At 55.3% G+C, this 17,932-nt stretch carries 17 protein-coding genes and 1 other annotated feature; of the genes, 4 read left to right on the forward strand and 13 right to left on the reverse strand.

Annotation, left to right across the window (positions count from 1 at the left end; translation table 11 throughout):
• Positions 1–51 precede the first annotated feature (51 nt).
• Both dnaJ and dnaK read right to left on the reverse strand, forming a co-directional pair.
• Complete coding sequence (gene dnaJ / locus B498_RS07705) at positions 52–1,197, reverse strand: molecular chaperone DnaJ (RefSeq protein ID WP_008502040.1); 1,146 nt, start codon at positions 1,195–1,197, stop codon at positions 52–54.
• A gap of 87 nt (positions 1,198–1,284) precedes the next feature.
• Positions 1,285–3,198 (reverse strand): molecular chaperone DnaK, encoded by a 1,914-nt coding sequence (dnaK, locus tag B498_RS07700; protein ID WP_008502041.1) that lies wholly within the window; start codon positions 3,196–3,198, stop codon positions 1,285–1,287.
• Between the two features lie 296 nt (positions 3,199–3,494).
• Here dnaK and satP point away from each other — a divergent pair, with 296 nt between their 5' ends.
• Positions 3,495–4,061 (forward strand): acetate uptake transporter, encoded by a 567-nt coding sequence (satP, locus tag B498_RS07695; protein WP_008502042.1) that lies wholly within the window; start codon positions 3,495–3,497, stop codon positions 4,059–4,061.
• Here the strand turns inward: satP and B498_RS07690 are convergent.
• From B498_RS07690 to tal, 3 genes are all read right to left on the reverse strand, one after another.
• Positions 4,038–5,360 carry an MFS transporter gene (locus B498_RS07690; RefSeq protein WP_008502043.1) on the reverse strand — a complete coding sequence of 441 codons (1,323 nt, stop codon included), beginning with the start codon at positions 5,358–5,360 and terminating at the stop codon, positions 4,038–4,040. The two genes, satP and B498_RS07690, sit on opposite strands and share 24 nt — an antisense overlap.
• A gap of 122 nt (positions 5,361–5,482) precedes the next feature.
• On the reverse strand, positions 5,483–6,070 hold the full coding sequence (mog, locus tag B498_RS07685; RefSeq protein WP_008502044.1) for a molybdopterin adenylyltransferase: 588 nt from the start codon (positions 6,068–6,070) through the stop codon (positions 5,483–5,485).
• A gap of 110 nt (positions 6,071–6,180) precedes the next feature.
• A complete protein-coding gene (gene tal, locus B498_RS07680) occupies positions 6,181–7,134 on the reverse strand; it encodes a transaldolase (RefSeq protein ID WP_008502045.1) in 954 nt (317 codons plus the stop codon).
• Between the two features lie 262 nt (positions 7,135–7,396).
• On the opposite strand from tal, the gene B498_RS07675 reads away from it, so the two are divergent.
• Together B498_RS07675 and yaaA are read left to right on the forward strand one after the other, a co-directional pair.
• Positions 7,397–8,827 (forward strand): alanine/glycine:cation symporter family protein, encoded by a 1,431-nt coding sequence (locus tag B498_RS07675; RefSeq protein WP_008502046.1) that lies wholly within the window; start codon positions 7,397–7,399, stop codon positions 8,825–8,827.
• Between the two features lie 66 nt (positions 8,828–8,893).
• Positions 8,894–9,667: a peroxide stress protein YaaA gene (gene yaaA / locus B498_RS07670; RefSeq protein WP_008502047.1), complete on the forward strand. Its 774-nt coding sequence runs from the start codon at positions 8,894–8,896 to the stop codon at positions 9,665–9,667.
• Positions 9,668–9,699: 32 nt separating this feature from the next.
• On the opposite strand, the gene B498_RS07665 is transcribed toward yaaA, so the two are convergent.
• The 7 genes from B498_RS07665 to yjjY all read right to left on the reverse strand — a co-directional run bounded on the left by B498_RS07665 (position 9,700) and on the right by yjjY (position 16,565).
• Positions 9,700–9,981 (reverse strand): DUF2502 domain-containing protein, encoded by a 282-nt coding sequence (locus tag B498_RS07665; protein ID WP_008502049.1) that lies wholly within the window; start codon positions 9,979–9,981, stop codon positions 9,700–9,702.
• A 319-nt stretch (positions 9,982–10,300) separates the two neighbouring features.
• Positions 10,301–11,581, reverse strand: a complete 1,281-nt coding sequence (thrC, locus tag B498_RS07660) for a threonine synthase (RefSeq protein ID WP_008502050.1) — start codon at positions 11,579–11,581, stop codon at positions 10,301–10,303.
• A gap of 3 nt (positions 11,582–11,584) precedes the next feature.
• Complete coding sequence (gene thrB / locus B498_RS07655) at positions 11,585–12,514, reverse strand: homoserine kinase (protein WP_008502051.1); 930 nt, start codon at positions 12,512–12,514, stop codon at positions 11,585–11,587.
• A 1-nt stretch (position 12,515) separates the two neighbouring features.
• Entirely contained in the window at positions 12,516–14,978 is a 2,463-nt protein-coding gene (gene thrA, locus B498_RS07650) for a bifunctional aspartate kinase/homoserine dehydrogenase I (RefSeq protein ID WP_008502052.1), read from the reverse strand.
• 24 nt (positions 14,979–15,002) lie between these two features.
• Positions 15,003–15,120 (reverse strand) — a sequence feature (Thr leader region).
• Complete coding sequence (gene thrL / locus B498_RS22425) at positions 15,059–15,127, reverse strand: thr operon leader peptide (protein ID WP_015572623.1); 69 nt, start codon at positions 15,125–15,127, stop codon at positions 15,059–15,061. Its footprint overlaps the feature before it by 62 nt.
• 211 nt (positions 15,128–15,338) lie before the next feature.
• Positions 15,339–16,025, reverse strand: coding sequence for a tRNA/rRNA methyltransferase (locus tag B498_RS07645; RefSeq protein WP_008502053.1), 687 nt, complete (start codon positions 16,023–16,025; stop codon positions 15,339–15,341).
• 399 nt (positions 16,026–16,424) lie between these two features.
• On the reverse strand, positions 16,425–16,565 hold the full coding sequence (gene yjjY / locus B498_RS22940) for a protein YjjY (protein ID WP_085928893.1): 141 nt from the start codon (positions 16,563–16,565) through the stop codon (positions 16,425–16,427).
• A 95-nt stretch (positions 16,566–16,660) separates the two neighbouring features.
• Here yjjY and arcA point away from each other — a divergent pair, with 95 nt between their 5' ends.
• The gene (gene arcA / locus B498_RS07640; protein WP_003856501.1) at positions 16,661–17,377 is read left to right on the forward strand and encodes a two-component system response regulator ArcA; all 717 of its coding nucleotides are present in this window, start codon (positions 16,661–16,663) and stop codon (positions 17,375–17,377) included.
• Positions 17,378–17,423: 46 nt separating this feature from the next.
• On the opposite strand, the gene creA is transcribed toward arcA, so the two are convergent.
• On the reverse strand, positions 17,424–17,897 hold the full coding sequence (creA, locus tag B498_RS07635; RefSeq protein WP_008502054.1) for a protein CreA: 474 nt from the start codon (positions 17,895–17,897) through the stop codon (positions 17,424–17,426).
• Positions 17,898–17,932 lie beyond the last annotated feature (35 nt).

The following is a 17,932-nucleotide window of genomic DNA, read 5'->3' on the forward strand; positions in this document are numbered from 1 at the left end:
AAAGCCCGGAATCGCTTCCGGGCTTTTTGAAGATGAAAACCAGCTAACGGATTAGCGGGTCAAATCATCGAAGAATTTTTTGACGCCATCGAAGAAGCTTTTGGAACGCGGGCTGTTTTTCTCACCCGTCGGACCACCAAAGCTTTCCTGCAACTCTTTCAGCAGCTGTTTCTGCTTATCGTTCAGGCCAACCGGCGTTTCCACGACGACGCGGCACAGCAGGTCGCCCTGCGCACCACCGCGAACGGATTTAACGCCTTTCCCGCGCATGCGGAACAGCTTACCGGTCTGGGTCTCGCCCGGGATCTTCAGATTGACGCGACCATCCAGCGTCGGCACTTCGATTTCGCCGCCGAGAGCCGCCATCGCGAAGTTGATCGGCACTTCACAGTACAGGTTATTCCCTTCGCGCTCGAAGATAGCGTGCTGTTTCACCTGCACCTGAACGTACAGATCGCCTGCCGGTGCGCCGTGTTCACCAGCTTCACCCTCACCCGCCAGACGGATGCGGTCGCCCGTATCCACGCCAGCCGGGATTTTAACGGACAGGGTCTTGGTTTTCTCAACGCGACCGTGGCCGTGGCATTTGGTGCACGGATCTTTAATCAGCGTACCGCGACCGTGACAGTGAGGGCAGGCCTGCTGTACCGCGAAGAAGCCCTGACGCATCTGGACCTGACCGGAGCCGTGACAGGTTGGACAGGTCTGCGGCTGAGTACCCGCTTTCGCGCCGCTGCCGTGGCAGACGTCACACTCTTCCAGCGTCGGAATACGGATCTCTTTGGTAACACCGCGAACGGCCTCTTCCAGCGTCAGATCCATGTTGTAGCGCAGATCCGCGCCGCGCGCCGCGCGCTGACGACCACGCCCACCGCCGAAGATGTCGCCGAAGACATCGCCAAAGATATCGCTGAAGTCGGCACCGCCGCCAAAGCCGCCGCCACCGAATCCACCGCCGCCCATGCCGCCCTGTTCAAAGGCTGCGTGACCGTACTGGTCATAGGCTGCACGTTTTTGTGCATCGGTCAGGACTTCGTAGGCTTCTTTGATCTCTTTAAATTTGGCTTCAGCCTCTTTGTCACCCTGATTACGGTCCGGGTGGAATTTCATGGCCAGGCGCTTATACGCCTTTTTGATTTCACGCTCTTCCGCAGTTTTCGGAACGCCTAAAATCTCGTAATAGTCTTGCTTTGCCATTGGTTTTTTTAAGCCCCTTAACATGCGAGCACGGGCGTGGAGAGTTCTCCTACGCCCGTGCCGATTAATTACCCTGCATCAGGGCGATTATTTTTTATCTTTAACTTCTTCGAACTCAGCGTCGACAACGTCGTCGTCTTTCGCATTGTTCGCCGAAGCGTCAGCGCCCGCCTGCTGTTGAGCGTGCTGCTGCTGAGCGATTTCCATCAGCTTCTGAGAAGCCTGTGCCAGTTCCTGCATCTTCGCTTCGATGTCCGCTTTATCTTCACCTTTCAGTGAGGATTCCAGCGCACTCAGTGCAGCTTCGATAGCAGTCTTGTCTTCCGCTGGCAGTTTATCGCCTGCTTCTTCAACCTGCTTACGGGTGCTGTGCAGCAGATGGTCACCCTGGTTGCGGGTCTGAACCAGCTCTTCGAACTTACGGTCGGATTCCGCGTTAGCTTCGGCATCGCGAACCATTTTTTCGATTTCCGCTTCGTTCAGACCAGAAGATGCCTTGATGGTGATCTTCTGCTCTTTACCGCTGTTTTTGTCTTTCGCAGACACGTGCAGGATACCGTCAGCATCGATGTCGAAGGTGACTTCGATCTGTGGCATGCCGCGCGGTGCCGGGTTAATACCGTCCAGGTTGAACTGACCCAGAGATTTGTTATCCGCCGCACGCTTACGCTCACCCTGCAGCACATGGATGGTTACCGCAGACTGGTTGTCTTCAGCGGTAGAGAACACCTGGCTGTGCTTGGTTGGGATGGTGGTGTTTTTGTTGATGAGCGCAGTCATCACACCGCCCATGGTTTCGATACCCAGAGACAGCGGGGTAACGTCCAGCAGCAGTACGTCTTTCACTTCACCGGTCAGTACGCCACCCTGAACCGCAGCACCGATAGCCACTGCTTCGTCCGGGTTAACGTCTTTACGTGGCTCTTTACCAAAGAACTCAGCCACTTTCTTCTGCACCATTGGCATACGGGTCTGGCCACCAACGAGGATAACGTCGTTGATATCAGACACGGACAGGCCAGCGTCCTGCAGAGCAACTTTCAGCGGCTCGATAGAACGGTTCACCAGGTCTTCTACCAGGCTTTCCAGTTTCGCACGGGTCACTTTGATGTTCATGTGTTTAGGACCGGTCGCGTCTGCAGTGATGTACGGCAGGTTCACGTCGGTCTGCTGAGCGGAAGACAGTTCGATCTTCGCTTTCTCAGCGGCTTCTTTCAGGCGCTGCATAGCCAGCGGGTCGTTACGCAGGTCAATGCCCTGATCTTTCTTGAACTCGTCAACGAGGTAGTTGATCAGACGGGTATCGAAGTCTTCACCACCCAGGTGGGTATCACCGTTGGTTGCCAGAACTTCGAAGGTTTTTTCGCCGTCAACTTCGTCGATTTCGATAATAGAGATATCGAAGGTACCACCACCCAGGTCGTAAACCGCGATAGTACGGTTGCCGACTTCTTTATCCAGACCGTAAGCCAGAGCAGCCGCGGTTGGTTCGTTGATGATACGTTTTACTTCCAGACCTGCGATACGGCCAGCATCTTTGGTTGCCTGACGCTGAGCATCGTTGAAGTATGCAGGAACGGTGATAACAGCTTCAGTTACCGGCTCACCCAGGTAATCTTCCGCGGTTTTCTTCATTTTTTTCAGCACTTCAGCAGAAATCTGCGGTGGTGCCGTTTTGGTGCCTTTCACATCAAGCCATGCATCGCCGTTATCTGCCGCGATGATTTTGTAAGGCATGATGGAAACGTCACGCTGAACTTCTTCGTCCTGGAAGCGGCGACCGATCAGGCGTTTAATCGCAAACAGAGTGTTTTGCGGGTTTGTCACTGCCTGACGTTTAGCCGGCTGACCAACCAGAGTTTCACCGTCCTGGGTATAAGCAATGATAGAAGGCGTGGTGCGATCGCCCTCGGCGTTCTCCAGCACGCGTGCAGTAGTGCCATCCATAATCGCTACACAAGAGTTGGTAGTACCCAGGTCGATACCAATAATTTTACCCATCTAAACGTCTCCACTAAAAATTCAGTCAACATGTGGTTGTGTACCTGTAATAAGGGCAGAACGTGCTTTTTCAACTGCCCAGATTTGATTTTTTTCAGGTCCACACACTGCGGTTGACTACAAGATGGGGTCGCGACGGCATCCATCAAGGGGCAAGCATAAAAAAAATTTTAATTTCACCCTGATGAGATCATAGACGCCATCGATTGCGCCCATTATGATGCCGCGCCCCGTCAGGGAGAACTGACGCGGGTTTAACCATTTCACCATATTAATGATGATTTTTTTGAGGACTTATGGGCAACACTAAGTTGGCTAATCCGGCTCCGCTGGGCCTGATGGGTTTTGGCATGACCACTATTCTGCTGAACCTGCACAATATCGGGATGTTCCCGATGGATGGCATCATCCTGGCGATGGGCATTTTTTATGGCGGTATCGCGCAAATCTTTGCGGGCCTGCTGGAATATAAGAAAGGCAATACCTTCGGCTTAACCGCCTTCACCTCTTACGGTTCTTTCTGGCTGACCCTGGTCGCCATTCTGCTGCTGCCTAAAATGGGCATGGCAGACGCGGCAAACGCCCACTTCCTGGGCGTCTACCTGGGCCTGTGGGGCGTCTTCACCCTGTTCATGTTCTTCGGTACTCTGAAAGGCAACCGCATGCTGCAGTTCGTCTTCCTGAGCCTGACCGTGCTGTTTGCCCTGCTGGCAATCGGTCACCTGGTGGATAACGAAGGCATCGTTCACGTTGCCGGCTGGATTGGTCTGGTTTGCGGCGCAAGCGCTATCTACCTGGCAATGGGTGAAGTGCTGAACGAGCAGTTTGACCGCACCGTGCTACCGATTGGTGAAAAACACTGATCCCTCTGTCGTGCCCGCCTGGCGGGCACGACATCCCCCCGCCTGACGAAGCCAAAATCCCAATACCAGCCCCATCACCGACAGCGCCAGCACGTACCAGGCCGGAGCCATGGGAGACACGCCCATCAGGACCGTCACCGCAATCGGCGTCAGCCCACCGAAAATGGCATACGACACGTTGTAGGAAAATGAGATCCCGGTGAAGCGAACCTCCGGCGGGAACGCGCGCACCATGACGTAAGGCACCGCGCCGACAACGCCCACGCACAGCCCTACCACGCCGTACAGCAGGAACAACTGTTCAGGATGGCTGCCTGCCAGATGGTAAAACGCCCAGCTTGAAGCGGCCAGTAACAGGCTGCCGACAATAAAGGTAACGCTGGCCCCGAAACGATCTGCCGCCAGCCCGGCGGCCAGACAGCCAAAGCAGAGCATGATTGTCGCGATACTGTTCGCCTGTAGCGTCACGGCTGGGGCGAAACCGTACTGCTTTTGCAGCCACACCGGAGACATCAATATCACCACCACAATCCCGGCCGAGAGTAGCCAGGTGAGCAGCATCGACACCACCACCGCCTTTTTATGACGTACCACAACCGCCTTCACCGGCAGCTCCTGCGCCAGCGCTTTACGCTGCTGCATCTCGAGGAAAATCGGTGTCTCCTGCAGCCAGCGGCGCAGGTACATCGCAACCAGGCCAAACGCCCCGCCCAGCAGGAACGGAATACGCCAACCCCAGTCGTGTACGGCCTGCTGCGTCATGCTGGTATTCACAATGGTGGCGACCACCGAGCCGAGCAGGATCCCGATGGTCAGCCCCGCGGTTAAGGTTCCACAGGCGATACCAATGCGGCGCGCCGGAACATGCTCTGCGACAAACACCCACGCGCCCGGCACTTCACCGCCAATCGCCGCGCCCTGAAGCACGCGCATCAGCAACAGCAGCAGCGGCGCGAGAATGCCCATCGAGGCATAGGTGGGCAGCAGACCAATGGCCAGCGTGGGGACCGCCATCAGCAGGATGCTGAGGGTAAACATCTTTTTACGCCCGACCAGATCGCCAAAGTGGGCCATAATAATGCCGCCCAGCGGACGCGCCAGATACCCGGCAGCAAAAATGCCGAAGGTTTGCACCTGACGCAGCCACTCCGGTATATCTGCCGGGAAGAAGAGCTCCCCCACTACGGCAGCGAAGAAGACGAAGATAATGAAGTCGTAAAACTCCAGCGCACCGCCTAAGGCCGCGAGCGTGAGGGTTTTGTAGTCCTGTCGATTCAGAGGTCGGGTGTTATGTGACATAGCGAACCATTATGCGTGTATTGTGGATTTATTTTTACAGCAATCGTAAAGAAAAAATTACTATACCGTAAAACCGTTACCACGCTATCGCCGCTTCAGCTTATGTCACATATTGATTAATTTCAGGAGATTGTTTCGCGACGCGCGTTTTTAGGACGAAAAGCTGCTACCACTTTCTCATCGGTTTCGACATACGGGCCGTCAAGCAGCTGTATACAATACGGTACACTTGCAAAGATGCCGTGAACGATGACGCTGCCGTCTTCCGCTTTTAGCCCTTCCAGCGTCTCTTTGATCGACTTCGGCTGGCCCGGCAGGTTCAGAATCAACGCCTGCTTGCGGATCACCCCTACCTGGCGGGAAAGAATGGCCGTCGGGACAAAGTGTAGACTGATCTGGCGCATCTGTTCGCCGAAGCCCGGCATTTCACGATCGGCAATCGCCAGCGTCGCGTCCGGCGTCACATCACGGCGCGCGGGCCCGGTTCCGCCGGTGGTTAACACCAGGTGACAGCTCATCTCATCCACCAGCTCACACAGGGTCTGCTCGATAATCGGCTGTTCGTCGGGAATCAGGCGAGTCTGGATCTCAAACGGGGTAGTCAGTGCACTGGCCAGCCACGCTTCCAGAGCGGGGATGCCTTTATCCTGGTAAACACCGCTGGAGGCGCGGTCAGAAATCGACACTAAGCCGATGCGTAAGGTATTCATATCCATTCCATTCAAAGAGTACTGATTAAAGGGAATGATACACGCAGAGAGGAAATTCAGACAGGGTACGAAAGCAGTCGCGTGACCGGGAGCCCGGTCACGCGGAATGATTACAGCAGGTCGCCGATCATTTTTTCCAGTTTTTCCTGGTCAACAGCAAACTTACGGATACCGTCCGCCAGTTTGTCTACGGCCATTGGATCCTGGTTGTGCTGCCACAGGAACTCGGATTCAGTGATGCGCTCTGGGCGTGCTTTCACTTCACCGGTGTAGGACAGTTTACGCTCCAGAGTACCTTCGCTTTCAGCCAGCTCTTTCAGCAGTGCAGGCGCGATGGTCAGGCGGTCACAGCCAGCCAGCTCGATGATTTCACCGACGTTACGGAAGCTTGCGCCCATAACCACAGTCTCATAGCCATGCTGTTTGTAGTATTCGTAGATTTCAGTCACAGAAATCACGCCTGGATCTTCAGCCGGTGCGTACTCTTTCTTATCGGTGTTGGCTTTGTACCAGTCCAGAATACGACCCACGAACGGAGAAATCAGGTATACGCCAGCTTCTGCACATGCACGCGCCTGTGCGAAGGAGAACAGCAGGGTCAGGTTACAGTTGATACCCTCTTTTTCCAGCTGCTCTGCCGCGCGGATACCCTGCCAGGTAGAAGCCAGTTTGATCAGGATACGATCGTTGCTGATGCCCGCATCGTTGTACAGTTTGATCAGACGTTTTGCTTTCGCGATAGACGCTTCGGTGTCGTAGGAGAGACGCGCGTCCACTTCGGTAGAGATACGGCCCGGAACCAGTTTCAGGATCTCCAGACCGATGTTCACGGCCAGTTTATCAGTAGCGTCCACAACCTGCTGCGCGCGGTCGTTGCTCTGCGCTTTCGCCCAGGTCACAGCCTCGTCAATCAGTTTGCGATACTCAGGGATCTGTGCGGCGTTAAGGATCAGAGAAGGGTTAGTTGTGGCATCCTGCGGCTGGTACAGCTTCATTGCCGCGATATCTCCGGTGTCAGCTACGACAGTGGTGAACTGACGAAGGGAGGTCAATTTATCCGTCATGATAGTGTTTCTCTTTTAACGTGCCCTGGATAATTCACGCTACCGACAGCATGCCTGCAGCGGAAAAATGACAGGTTTACTTGTTAGGGGGATGTAACCGGTCTGCCCTGATGATAACACGACGGAGGGGTAGCGCAACCGCAGACAGTGCGCTTAGGCAGAGTATGATAAACTCAGAATATTAACAGGCTGCTAAGCAACAGCATGCCCAATCAGTGGTAGCGCTTACATATTCACGTTGGCATCAACAAGAGGGACGTTAATGCCTGATTTCTTTTTCTTTATTAACGAAGTCCTCTGGGGTTCGATAATGATTTACCTGCTTCTGGGAGCAGGTATTTGGTTTACGCTACGCAGTGGGTTTATCCAGTTTCGCTATATTCGCAAGTTTGGCAGAAGTCTGAAAAACAGCGTCACGCCCCAGCCGGGCGGATTAACGTCGTTTCAGGCGCTCTGTACCAGCCTTGCGGCACGCCTGGGTAGCGGGAATCTGGCGGGGGTAGCACTGGCCATCAGCGCCGGTGGGCCAGGCGCGGTCTTCTGGATGTGGATGACGGCACTTCTCGGTATGGCCACCTCCTTTGCCGAAAGTTCGCTTGCGCAACTCTACAAAGAGAAAGATAAGCGCGGCCAGTTTCGCGGTGGTCCAGCCTGGTACATGGCGCGTGGCCTGGGGATGCGCTGGATGGGCGTCCTGTTCTCGCTTTTTTTACTGCTCGCGTACGGTCTTATTTTTAATACCGTCCAGGCGAACTCGGTCGCCCATGCCATGCGCTATGCCTTCTCCTGCCCCGAGTGGCTCGCGGGTCTCGCTTTAGCTTCGATCGTTCTGCTTACCATTTCATTCGGTCTCAAGGGTATCGCTCGCCTGATGCAGTGGCTGGTACCCATTATGGCGCTGCTCTGGGTTGCCGCGAGCCTGTTCGTCGCCGCACTGCATCTCGACCAGGTGCCGGGCGTGCTTGCCACCATCGTCAAAAGCGCCTTTGGCTGGCGCGAAGTGGCTTCCGGCGCGCTGGGCTACACCTTCAGCCAGGCGCTGATGGCGGGTTTTCAGCGGGGCATGTTCTCCAATGAAGCCGGTATGGGGTCAACCCCCAATGCGGCAGCCGCCGCCTCTTCCTGGCCGCCACACCCGACCGCACAAGGTATTGTGCAGATGATTGGCGTCTTTACCGATACCATTATTATCTGTTCCGCCAGCGCCATGATTTTGCTGCTGGCAGGCCCCGTACCCCACGCGTCGGGAACCGTCGGGATACAGCTTCTTCAGCAGGCGCTGGTGACCCTGACCGGCGGCTGGGGAGCCGGATTTGTCTCGCTCATCCTGATCTTATTTGCCTTCAGCTCGATAGTGGTGAATTACCTCTACGCCGAAAATAACCTTATTTTCCTGAAACTCGACTCCCGCGCCGCGATCGGAACTCTGCGTCTGGGGGTTATCCTGATGGTGGTAGCAGGCTCCCTGCTCAGTATGCCGCTGGTCTGGCAACTGGCCGATATCATTATGGCGCTGATGGCAATCACTAACCTCACGGCGATCCTGCTGCTCTCGCCCGTGGTGACCCTGATTGCCAGAGACTATCTGCGTCAGCGCAAACTCGGCGTTCCGCCGGTCTTTGATCCCGCCCGCTATCCCGATATCAAGGCGCAGCTTGCCCCCGGCACGTGGGATGATTTGCCACGGCAATAACAGCTATCGATCAATTCAGGGCGATTTTTTGCTAAAGTCGCTCTAAATTTCCTGCAAGGACTGGATATGCTGATTCTGATTTCACCTGCAAAAACGCTCGACTACCAGAGCCCGCTCGCCACCGAGCGCTATACCCAGCCTGAACTGCTGGACTACTCGCAACAGCTGATCCGCGAAGCGCGTAAGCTCTCTGCGCCGCAAATCGCCTCGCTGATGAGCATCAGCGACAAGCTGGCCGATTTGAACGCGACCCGCTTTCACGAGTGGCACCCGGATTTCACCCCTGCCAACGCTCGCCAGGCGATTCTGGCGTTTAAAGGCGATGTGTACACCGGCCTGCAGGCGGAAGATTTTAGCGAAGCCGATTTTGATTTTGCCCAGCAGCATCTGCGCATGCTGTCGGGCCTGTACGGCGTACTGCGCCCGCTGGATCTGATGCAGCCTTATCGTCTGGAGATGGGGATTCGCCTGGAGAATGCCAAAGGCAAAGATCTGTACCATTTCTGGGGCGATATCATTACCGATAAGCTGAATGCGGCGCTGCGCGCGCAGGGCGATAACGTGGTGATTAACCTGGCATCCGATGAATACTACAAGTCGGTGAAGCCGAAAAAACTGGATGCCGACATCATCAAGCCGGTATTCCTCGACGAGAAAAACGGCAAGTTCAAAGTGATCAGCTTCTACGCCAAGAAAGCGCGCGGTCTGATGAGCCGCTACATCATTCAGAACCGCCTGACGAAGCCGGAGCAGCTAACCGCCTTCAACAGCGAAGGCTATTTCTTTGACGAGGCGTCGTCAGGGAAAGGCGAGCTGGTATTTAAGCGCCACGAGCAGTAAAAACAAACCCCGCCCGCTGGCGGGGTTTTGCATTAGTGGTGTTTCCAGTCCGGACCTGGACGGCGATCGTCATGATGGTGGTCACGCTCGCGATGCTCATCGTGAGGACGCCAGCGGTTATCGCGCCAGTCATAATGCGCCTTCCACCAGTCATGGTCGCGCCAGCGGCCACCGTCCCAGTAGTGCCCGTTATTATCCCGGTCGCCAATCTGCAGTTTGACCGCAGGTACGAGGGTAATTTCAGATGCCTGAACCGCCATGGGAGCGACCAGCATCAGTGAAAGCGCAATCAGCGCAGGTTTCAGTTTTGACATCGGTGACTCCTTATTATCGTTGCCCAACGTGGGCCGTTGTAAGGAGATTACGCGAGGGGAACGGGGGATGTTATTCTCTGCAATCCTAAACGCTAAGTGACCGCATTTATTGGGAATTTCTGCTTTTTCCCTGCTATTTTTCTCCTTAATTTCTTCACAAAAAAAGCCGGGTGGCGCTTCGCTTACCCGGCCTACGGTTTGTTCGTCTTTGTTGGCCCGGTAAGGCGAAGCCGCCACCGGGCAACACAATCACGCACGCGTCATCATCAGTTGTAGGTCGGGTAAGGCGTAGCCGCACCCGACAAAAATCACGCGCGGGTCATGTCATCATCAGCTTACGCAGCGCCGCAAAGTCCGCCGGCAGCTCATGGGACAGCAGCGGCAGATCGGCACGCTCGGCCAGTTCTTTCGGCAGCGGCAGCGTTTCGCCCAGGATCGCTTCCACGCTCTCTTTGAACTTCGCCGGATGTGCGGTTCCCAGGAACAGGCCGTATTCACCCGGATTAAGCTGATCGCGCAGCGCGCGGTAAGCAATCGCCGCGTGCGGTTCAGAGGTATACCCCACCGCCTTCAGCTCGCGCATGGTGGATTTGGTGGTTTCATCCGTTACCGCAGCATAGCCCAGGTCACCCAGGCGCCAGATCTTACGGCGGAACAGCTCTTCCACGCGCGGCCAGTTGTTCGGCTGAGACACATCCATCGCATTGGAGAGGGTCGCCTGCGTGGCGTTCGGCGCCCACTTCCCGTCTTTCAGGAAGCGCGGCACGGTGTCGTTGGCGTTGGTGGCGGCGATAAAGCGTTTCACCGGCAGACCCAGGGATTTTGCCAGCAGGCCTGCCGTCAGATCGCCGAAGTTACCGCTCGGCACGGAGATCACCAGCTGATTGCGCGCGTCCTGCGGCAGCTGCGCCACCGCTTCGAAGTAGTAGCAGATCTGCGCCAGCAGACGGCTGATGTTGATGGAGTTGGCGGAGTTCAGACCCAGCGCCACCTTCAGCTCTTCGTCGTCGAAGGCCTGCTTGACCAGCGCCTGGCAGGCATCGAAATCACCGTCAATTGCCACGGTTTCAATGTTGCCGCCGAGGGTACAGAACAGTTTCTCCTGCAGCGGGCTGATTTTGCCTTTCGGATAGAGGATCACCACGCGGACGTTTTTCAGGCCGTAGAACGCGTGGGCGACCGCCGCGCCGGTATCCCCGGAGGTCGCGGTCAGGATGGTCACCGGCTTGTCGCCACTGATGTGGGTCAGCATCTGCGCCATAAAGCGGCCGCCGAAGTCTTTGAACGCCAGGGTCGGGCCGTGAAACAGCTCCAGGCAGCCAACATCAGGCTCAACCTGCTGAACCGGCGCCGGGAACGCGAATGCCGCGCGTACGCGCTCTTCCAGCAGCTCCTGCGGAATTTCATCGCCGATAAACGCGGACAAAATTTTGGTGCTGCGGGTGACAAAATCCTGCTTCAGCAGGTCATCAATCTCGGTCAGCTGGAATTCCGGCAGGTCATGAGGGAAAAACAGCCCCTGATTTTTGCCCAGTCCCTGAGTCACCGCCTGCGCGAAGCTGACCTGCTCGTTATGATCTTTAAGGTTGTAGAGTTTCATTAATTATCCCAGTACTCGTGCGCCAGCCGTGTCCAGACGGCAAATATGAACAAAGCCTTCCTGATTTTGCAGGTAGTGTTTAGAGAGCCAGTCCGCCACGCGCTGCGCAGTGTCAGGCCTGTCGCACAGGGCGAACAGCGTCGGGCCGGAGCCGGAGATGCCGCACGCCTGCGCGCCGATATCCATGGACGCCTGTCGCGCCTCGTTAAAGCCGGGCAGCAGCTTCGTGCGGTACGGCTCGGCAATGACGTCCTTCATCAGTTTGGCCGCCAGCTGCGGCTGACGGGTGTAGCAGGCGTGGATAAAGCCCGCCAGATGTCGTCCGTGGGCGATACAGTCCTGACGGCGATACTGCGCGGGCAGGATCGCACGCGCTTCCGCGGTTGATACCTTGATACCCGGATAGGCCAGCACCCACAGCCACTCATCAAACCCTGGCACCTGCTGGCTGATGATGCCATTTTCTTCGATCATCAGCTGCATGCCGCCGAGGAAGCATGGCGCAACGTTGTCATAATGAATGCTGCCGGAGATACGCCCTTCCAGCTCGCCCATTAAGGCAAGCAGGCGGTTGTTGTTCAGCGGCTTGCCGCAGTGCTCGTTCATCGCCACCAGCGCGGCGACCACCGAGCAGGCGCTGGAACCCAGCCCGGAGCCAATCGGCATACTTTTTTCCAGCGTCATGGCAACCGGCACGTTTTTACCGATCTCCTGACAGAAACGCTCCCAGCACTGATAGACGATATTCTCGCGTGGCTCAGACGGCAGTTTGCTGGCGAAGCGACCCACGTTATTCAGGCTGAAGCTGTCTGCCGCTTCCACCGTCACCGTATCGCCCAGCAGCGAACCGTCCACCGGCGTCACCGCCGCACCCAGCACGTCAAATCCGACGCTCATATTCGCGCTGGAAGCCGGGGCATAAACTTTGACCATGTTAAACTCCTAACTTCCATGACAGGGTACGCAGCAGATCGGCAAAGACACCCGCCGCCGTAACGTCGTTCCCTGCGCCATAGCCGCGAAGCACCAGCGGCAGTGGCTGATAATAGTGGCTGTAAAACGCGAGGGCGTTTTCGCCGTTTTTGACTTTGTACAGCGGGTCGTTGCCATCCACTTCGGCAATCTTCACCCGGCACACGCCATCTTCTTCAATGTTGCCAACATAGCGCAATACCTTACCTTCATCACGGGCTTTCGCCACGCGGGCGGCAAACGCGTCGTCAAGCTGCGGCAGCCTGGCCATAAAGGCGCTGACGTCACCGCTGCTGTCAAATTCTGCCGGCAGGACCGGCTCAATCACTATATCGGAAAGCTCAAGCTCACGGCCCGTTTCGCGCGCGAGGATCAGCAGCTTGCGCGCCACGTCCATACCGGAAAGGTCGTCACGCGGATCCGGCTCGGTATAGCCCAGCTCGCGCGCGGCGCGGGTGGCTTCCGAGAGGCTCATCCCTTCGTCCAGCTTGCCGAAGATAAACGACAGCGATCCGGAGAGAATGCCGGAGAAACGTTGCAGCTCATCGCCCGCGTTAAGCAGGTTCTGCAGGTTCTCGATAACCGGCAGGCCTGCCCCCACGTTGGTGTCGTAGAGGAACTTGCGGCGCGACTTGCTCGCTGCCAGACGCAGCTGGTGATAGTAATCCATCGACGAGGTGTTGGCCTTTTTGTTCGGCGTCACCACGTGGAAACCTTCGCGCAGGAAGTCCGCGTACTGGTCGGCCACCGCCTGGTTCGAGGTACAGTCGACGATGACCGGGTTAAGCAGATGATACTCTTTTACCAGACGGATCAGGCGACCCAGGTTGAACGGCTCTTTTGCCTCATTCATCTCGGCCTGCCAGTTTTCCAGGTTCAGGCCGTGGACGTTGGTCAGCAGCGCTCTGGAATTCGCGATCCCGCAGACGCGCAGGTCGATGTGTTTCTTCTTAAGCCATTCCTGCTGACGCTTCACCTGCTCCAGCAGCGCGCCGCCGACGCCGCCCACGCCAATCAGGAACAGCTCGATAACCTGATCGGTGTTGAACAGCATCTGGTGAACCACACGAACGCCGGTGGTGGCATCGTCGTTATCCACAACAACAGAAATTGAACGCTCTGACGAGCCCTGGGCAATCGCCACGATATTGATATTGGCGCGCGCCAGCGCGGCAAAGAACTTAGCGGAAATACCGCGCAGGGTGCGCATACCGTCGCCCACCACGGAGATGATCGCCAGACGCTCCTGAATCGCGAGCGGCTCCAGCAATTCTTCTTTCAGCTCCAGATAGAACTCTTCCTCCAGCGCGCGGCGGGCGCGAAGGCAGTCAGCCTGCGGCACGCAAAAGCTGATGCTGTACTCGGAGGATGACTGGGTGATCAGCACCACCGAAATACCGTTGCGGGACATGGCCGCAAACACGCGTGCCGCCATGCCGACCATCCCTTTCATCCCCGGACCCGAGACGCTGAACATCGCCATGTTGTTCAGGTTGGAGATGCCTTTCACCGGCAGTCCGTCCTCATCGGTACTCGCGCCAATCAGCGTACCCGGCGCCTGCGGGTTACCGGTGTTTTTAATCAGGCAAGGGATCTGGAACTGGGCAATCGGGGAGATGGTACGCGGGTGAAGTACTTTGGCGCCGAAGTAGGAAAGCTCCATCGCTTCCTGGTACGACATCGACTTCAGCAGCCTGGCGTCCGGTACCTGGCGCGGATCGCAGGTATACACGCCGTCAACATCAGTCCAGATCTCACAACAGTCCGCGCGTAAACAGGCGGCCAGCACGGCGGCGGAGTAGTCGGAACCGTTACGGCCCAGCACCACCAGCTCGCCCTTCTCGTTACCAGCGGTGAAGCCTGCCATCAGGATCATGTGGTCAGCGGGAATTTTGCTGGCGGCGATACGGCGGGTTGATTCGGCAATATCAACGGTGGATTCGAGGTAGTGGCCCACCGCCAGCAGTTTTTCAACGGGATCGATCACGGTCACGCTATGGCCGCGCGCTTCCAGCACGCCGGCCATGATGGCGATAGAGAGTTTTTCACCGCGACAAATCAGCGCCGCGTTGATGCTGTCCGGGCACTGGCCGAGAAGGCTGATGCCGTGCAGGACATGTTTAATTTGCGCGAATTCTTGTTCAACAAAAGACTTCAGCTGCGCATGCGGGAAGCCAGGCAGCGCTTCTGCCAGGCCTTGCAGTAAGTCAGCGAAGATACGCTCTGCGTCGCTGATGTTCGGAAGTGCATCCTGGCCACCGATGGTTTTTTCAATCATCGCCACCAGATGGTTCGTGATTTTTGCCGGGGCAGAGAGCACGGTCGCAACCTGCCCCTGCCTGGCGTTGCTTTCCAGGATATCGGCAACACGCAGAAAACGTTCTGCATTTGCCACTGATGTACCGCCGAACTTCAACACTCGCATGGTTCTACCTCGTTTCCTTTAGCCGAAAAAAAAGCCCGCACTGTTCAGGTGCGGGCTTTTTTCTGTTTTTCCTGTACGCGTCAGCCCGCATCGTTACCTGTGGTAATGATGATGGTTGTGGTAATGGTGGTGATGCTGATGCGTTTCATGGATGTTGTGTACTCTGTCATTATTATCTGTCTGTGCTGTATTCTTTTAGGGTTAAAGGATCGGGCCCCTTAAGTCAATGGATTTTTAATTTGATCACATTTTGGGAGACTCTCAGGTCCCGCTGCGTGCCGCTTTATTTTCATCCGATTACCCCAAACGCAACCCGTTCAGACAGACTTATTCGCCATAGTAAAAACTTATGGCAGTATTTTACTCGGCCAATTTTTTTTCAATATCGTGCAGCAAACGGTGCAACATGGCGGTGTCCCGTTGCTCAAGACGACCAAGACGCTGCTGCAGCCAGTCGGCCATTTTCTGATCGTCCGCGACGCCAAGGCTCGATAACAGCCCCTGCACGCGAGTTCGCAGCGCGGCCAGCTGATTTTCATTTGCCGCTTCTGGCTGAGGTTGAGGGATTTGCATTAGGGAGGCTAATTGATAGCAATAGACCATGACCGCCTGGCCCAAATTCAGGGAAGGATAATCGGCCACCATCGGCGCACCGGTAAGAACGTCCGCCAATTCCAGCTCTTCGTTGGTTAATCCGGAATCTTCACGTCCAAATACCAGCGCGGCTTTCTCCAGCCACTGGCTTTTCTCTTCGAGCATGGGTACCAGTTCAGCAGGTGTGGCGTAATAGTGGAACTTCGCCCGGCTGCGCGCGGTGGTTGCAACGGTAAACGAAATGTCATGCAGCGCGTCGGCAAGCGTAGCGTAAGTGGTTATATTATCGAGAATATCTCCCGAACCGTGCGCCACCCACCGGGCGGCTGGCTCCAGATGGGCCGTGCTGTCCACAATACGTAAATCGGTAAAACCCATGGTCTTCATCGCACGCGCCGCTGCGCCTATATTTTCTGCTCTGGCTGGTGCAACCAGTACAATCGACAGATGCATTTATGCTCTCTTTTTAATCAGTTAGCCGGTAAAAATGTGATGCACTTCAACATATTACGCAGCGCGAATTTACAAAATTGCAACACAAATCACCGAAATAGCGTTTCATAACAAATTAAAAACGCTAAACTATTCTGTGTCTGAACAATCAGTTAGAATGTTAACAGAACACTATTATCCCTATGTTTTATAATGATAATAGTAACATGAATACTCTATTCTGATTGGATTCGCTTCGTTTATAAATCAATGTCCGCAACTAGTTGGTTTATTGAAAAATTGTGACAAAGGCTAGCATTCGGCTACGATGATTTCATCAAACTGTTAACGTGCTACAATTGAACTTGATATATGTCAACGAAGCGTAGTTTTATTGGGTGTCTGGTGTCACTTAGCCTGTTATGTTGCTGTTAAAATGGTTAGGATGACAGCCGTTTTTGACACTGTCGGGTCCAAAGGGAAAGTACCCAAGACCAAGCTAATGATGTTGTTGACGTTGATGGAAAGTGCATCAAGAACGCAATTACGTACTTTAGTCACGTTAAGCCGATCATGTTAATTTGCGACATGCATCAGGCAGGTCAGGGACTTTTGTACTTCCTGTTTCGATTTAGTTGGCAATTTAGGTAGCAAACATGCAGACCCCGCACATTCTTATCGTTGAAGACGAGTTGGTAACACGCAACACGTTAAAGAGCATTTTCGAAGCAGAAGGCTACGATGTCTTTGAAGCGACCGATGGCGCAGAGATGCATCAGATCCTTTCTGAAAATGATATCAACCTGGTGATCATGGATATTAACCTGCCGGGCAAAAACGGTCTTCTTCTGGCGCGCGAACTGCGCGAGCAGGCGAACGTCGCGTTAATGTTCCTGACGGGCCGTGACAACGAAGTTGATAAAATTCTTGGCCTGGAAATCGGTGCGGATGATTACATCACCAAGCCGTTCAACCCTCGCGAGTTAACCATTCGTGCACGCAACCTGCTGTCCCGCACCATGAACCTGGGCACGGTCAGCGAAGAGCGTCGTAGCGTCGATAGCTACAAATTCAACGGCTGGGAACTTGATATCAATAGCCGTTCGCTGATTAGCCCGAACGGCGAGCAGTATAAACTGCCGCGCAGTGAATTCCGCGCGATGCTGCACTTCTGCGAAAACCCGGGCAAGATCCAGTCCCGTGCAGAGCTGCTGAAGAAAATGACCGGCCGTGAGCTGAAGCCGCACGACCGTACCGTAGACGTCACCATCCGTCGTATTCGTAAGCACTTCGAATCTACGCCAGATACGCCGGAAATCATCGCCACGATCCACGGCGAAGGGTACCGTTTCTGCGGTGACCTGCAGGAGTAATCCCGCAGTTAACGCAATAAAAAACGGCGCATTTGCGCCGTTTTTTTTATTCCCGCCACGGCATAATCGGCACCGCGCTGATCGCGTTTTTCGGTGAACCTTCCACCACTTTGTCGGAATAGGCCAGGTAAGCCAGCGTATTGCGTTTGGCATCATAGAAACGCACAACCTGCAGCTTTTTGAACACCAGCGAGGTTCGTTTCTGGAATACCACGTCGCCCTGCGCTTTGCCGTTTTTAATTTTATCGCTCAATTCAACCGGGCCCACCTGCTGACAGGAGATCGCCGCATCGGAGGTGTCTTCAGCCAGCCCCAGACCGCCCTTGATACCGCCCGTTTTCGCACGGCTGACATAGCAGGTGACGTTTTTCACGTCCGGATCGTCAAACGCCTCCACCACGATTTTGTGGTCCGGGCCAAACATTTTGAACACGGTGTCGACAGAACCAATCTGTTCCGCCTGTGCCACGCGCCCGACCATCAACATCAGCGCGGTGAAGAGCAAAGTCTTGTATTTCATATTGTTACCATTCTTTAAAATTACACTGAGCGATT

Origin of the sequence: Enterobacter sp. SST3, from assembly GCF_000286655.1 — a bacterium.
GTDB lineage: Bacteria > Pseudomonadota > Gammaproteobacteria > Enterobacterales > Enterobacteriaceae > Enterobacter > Enterobacter roggenkampii.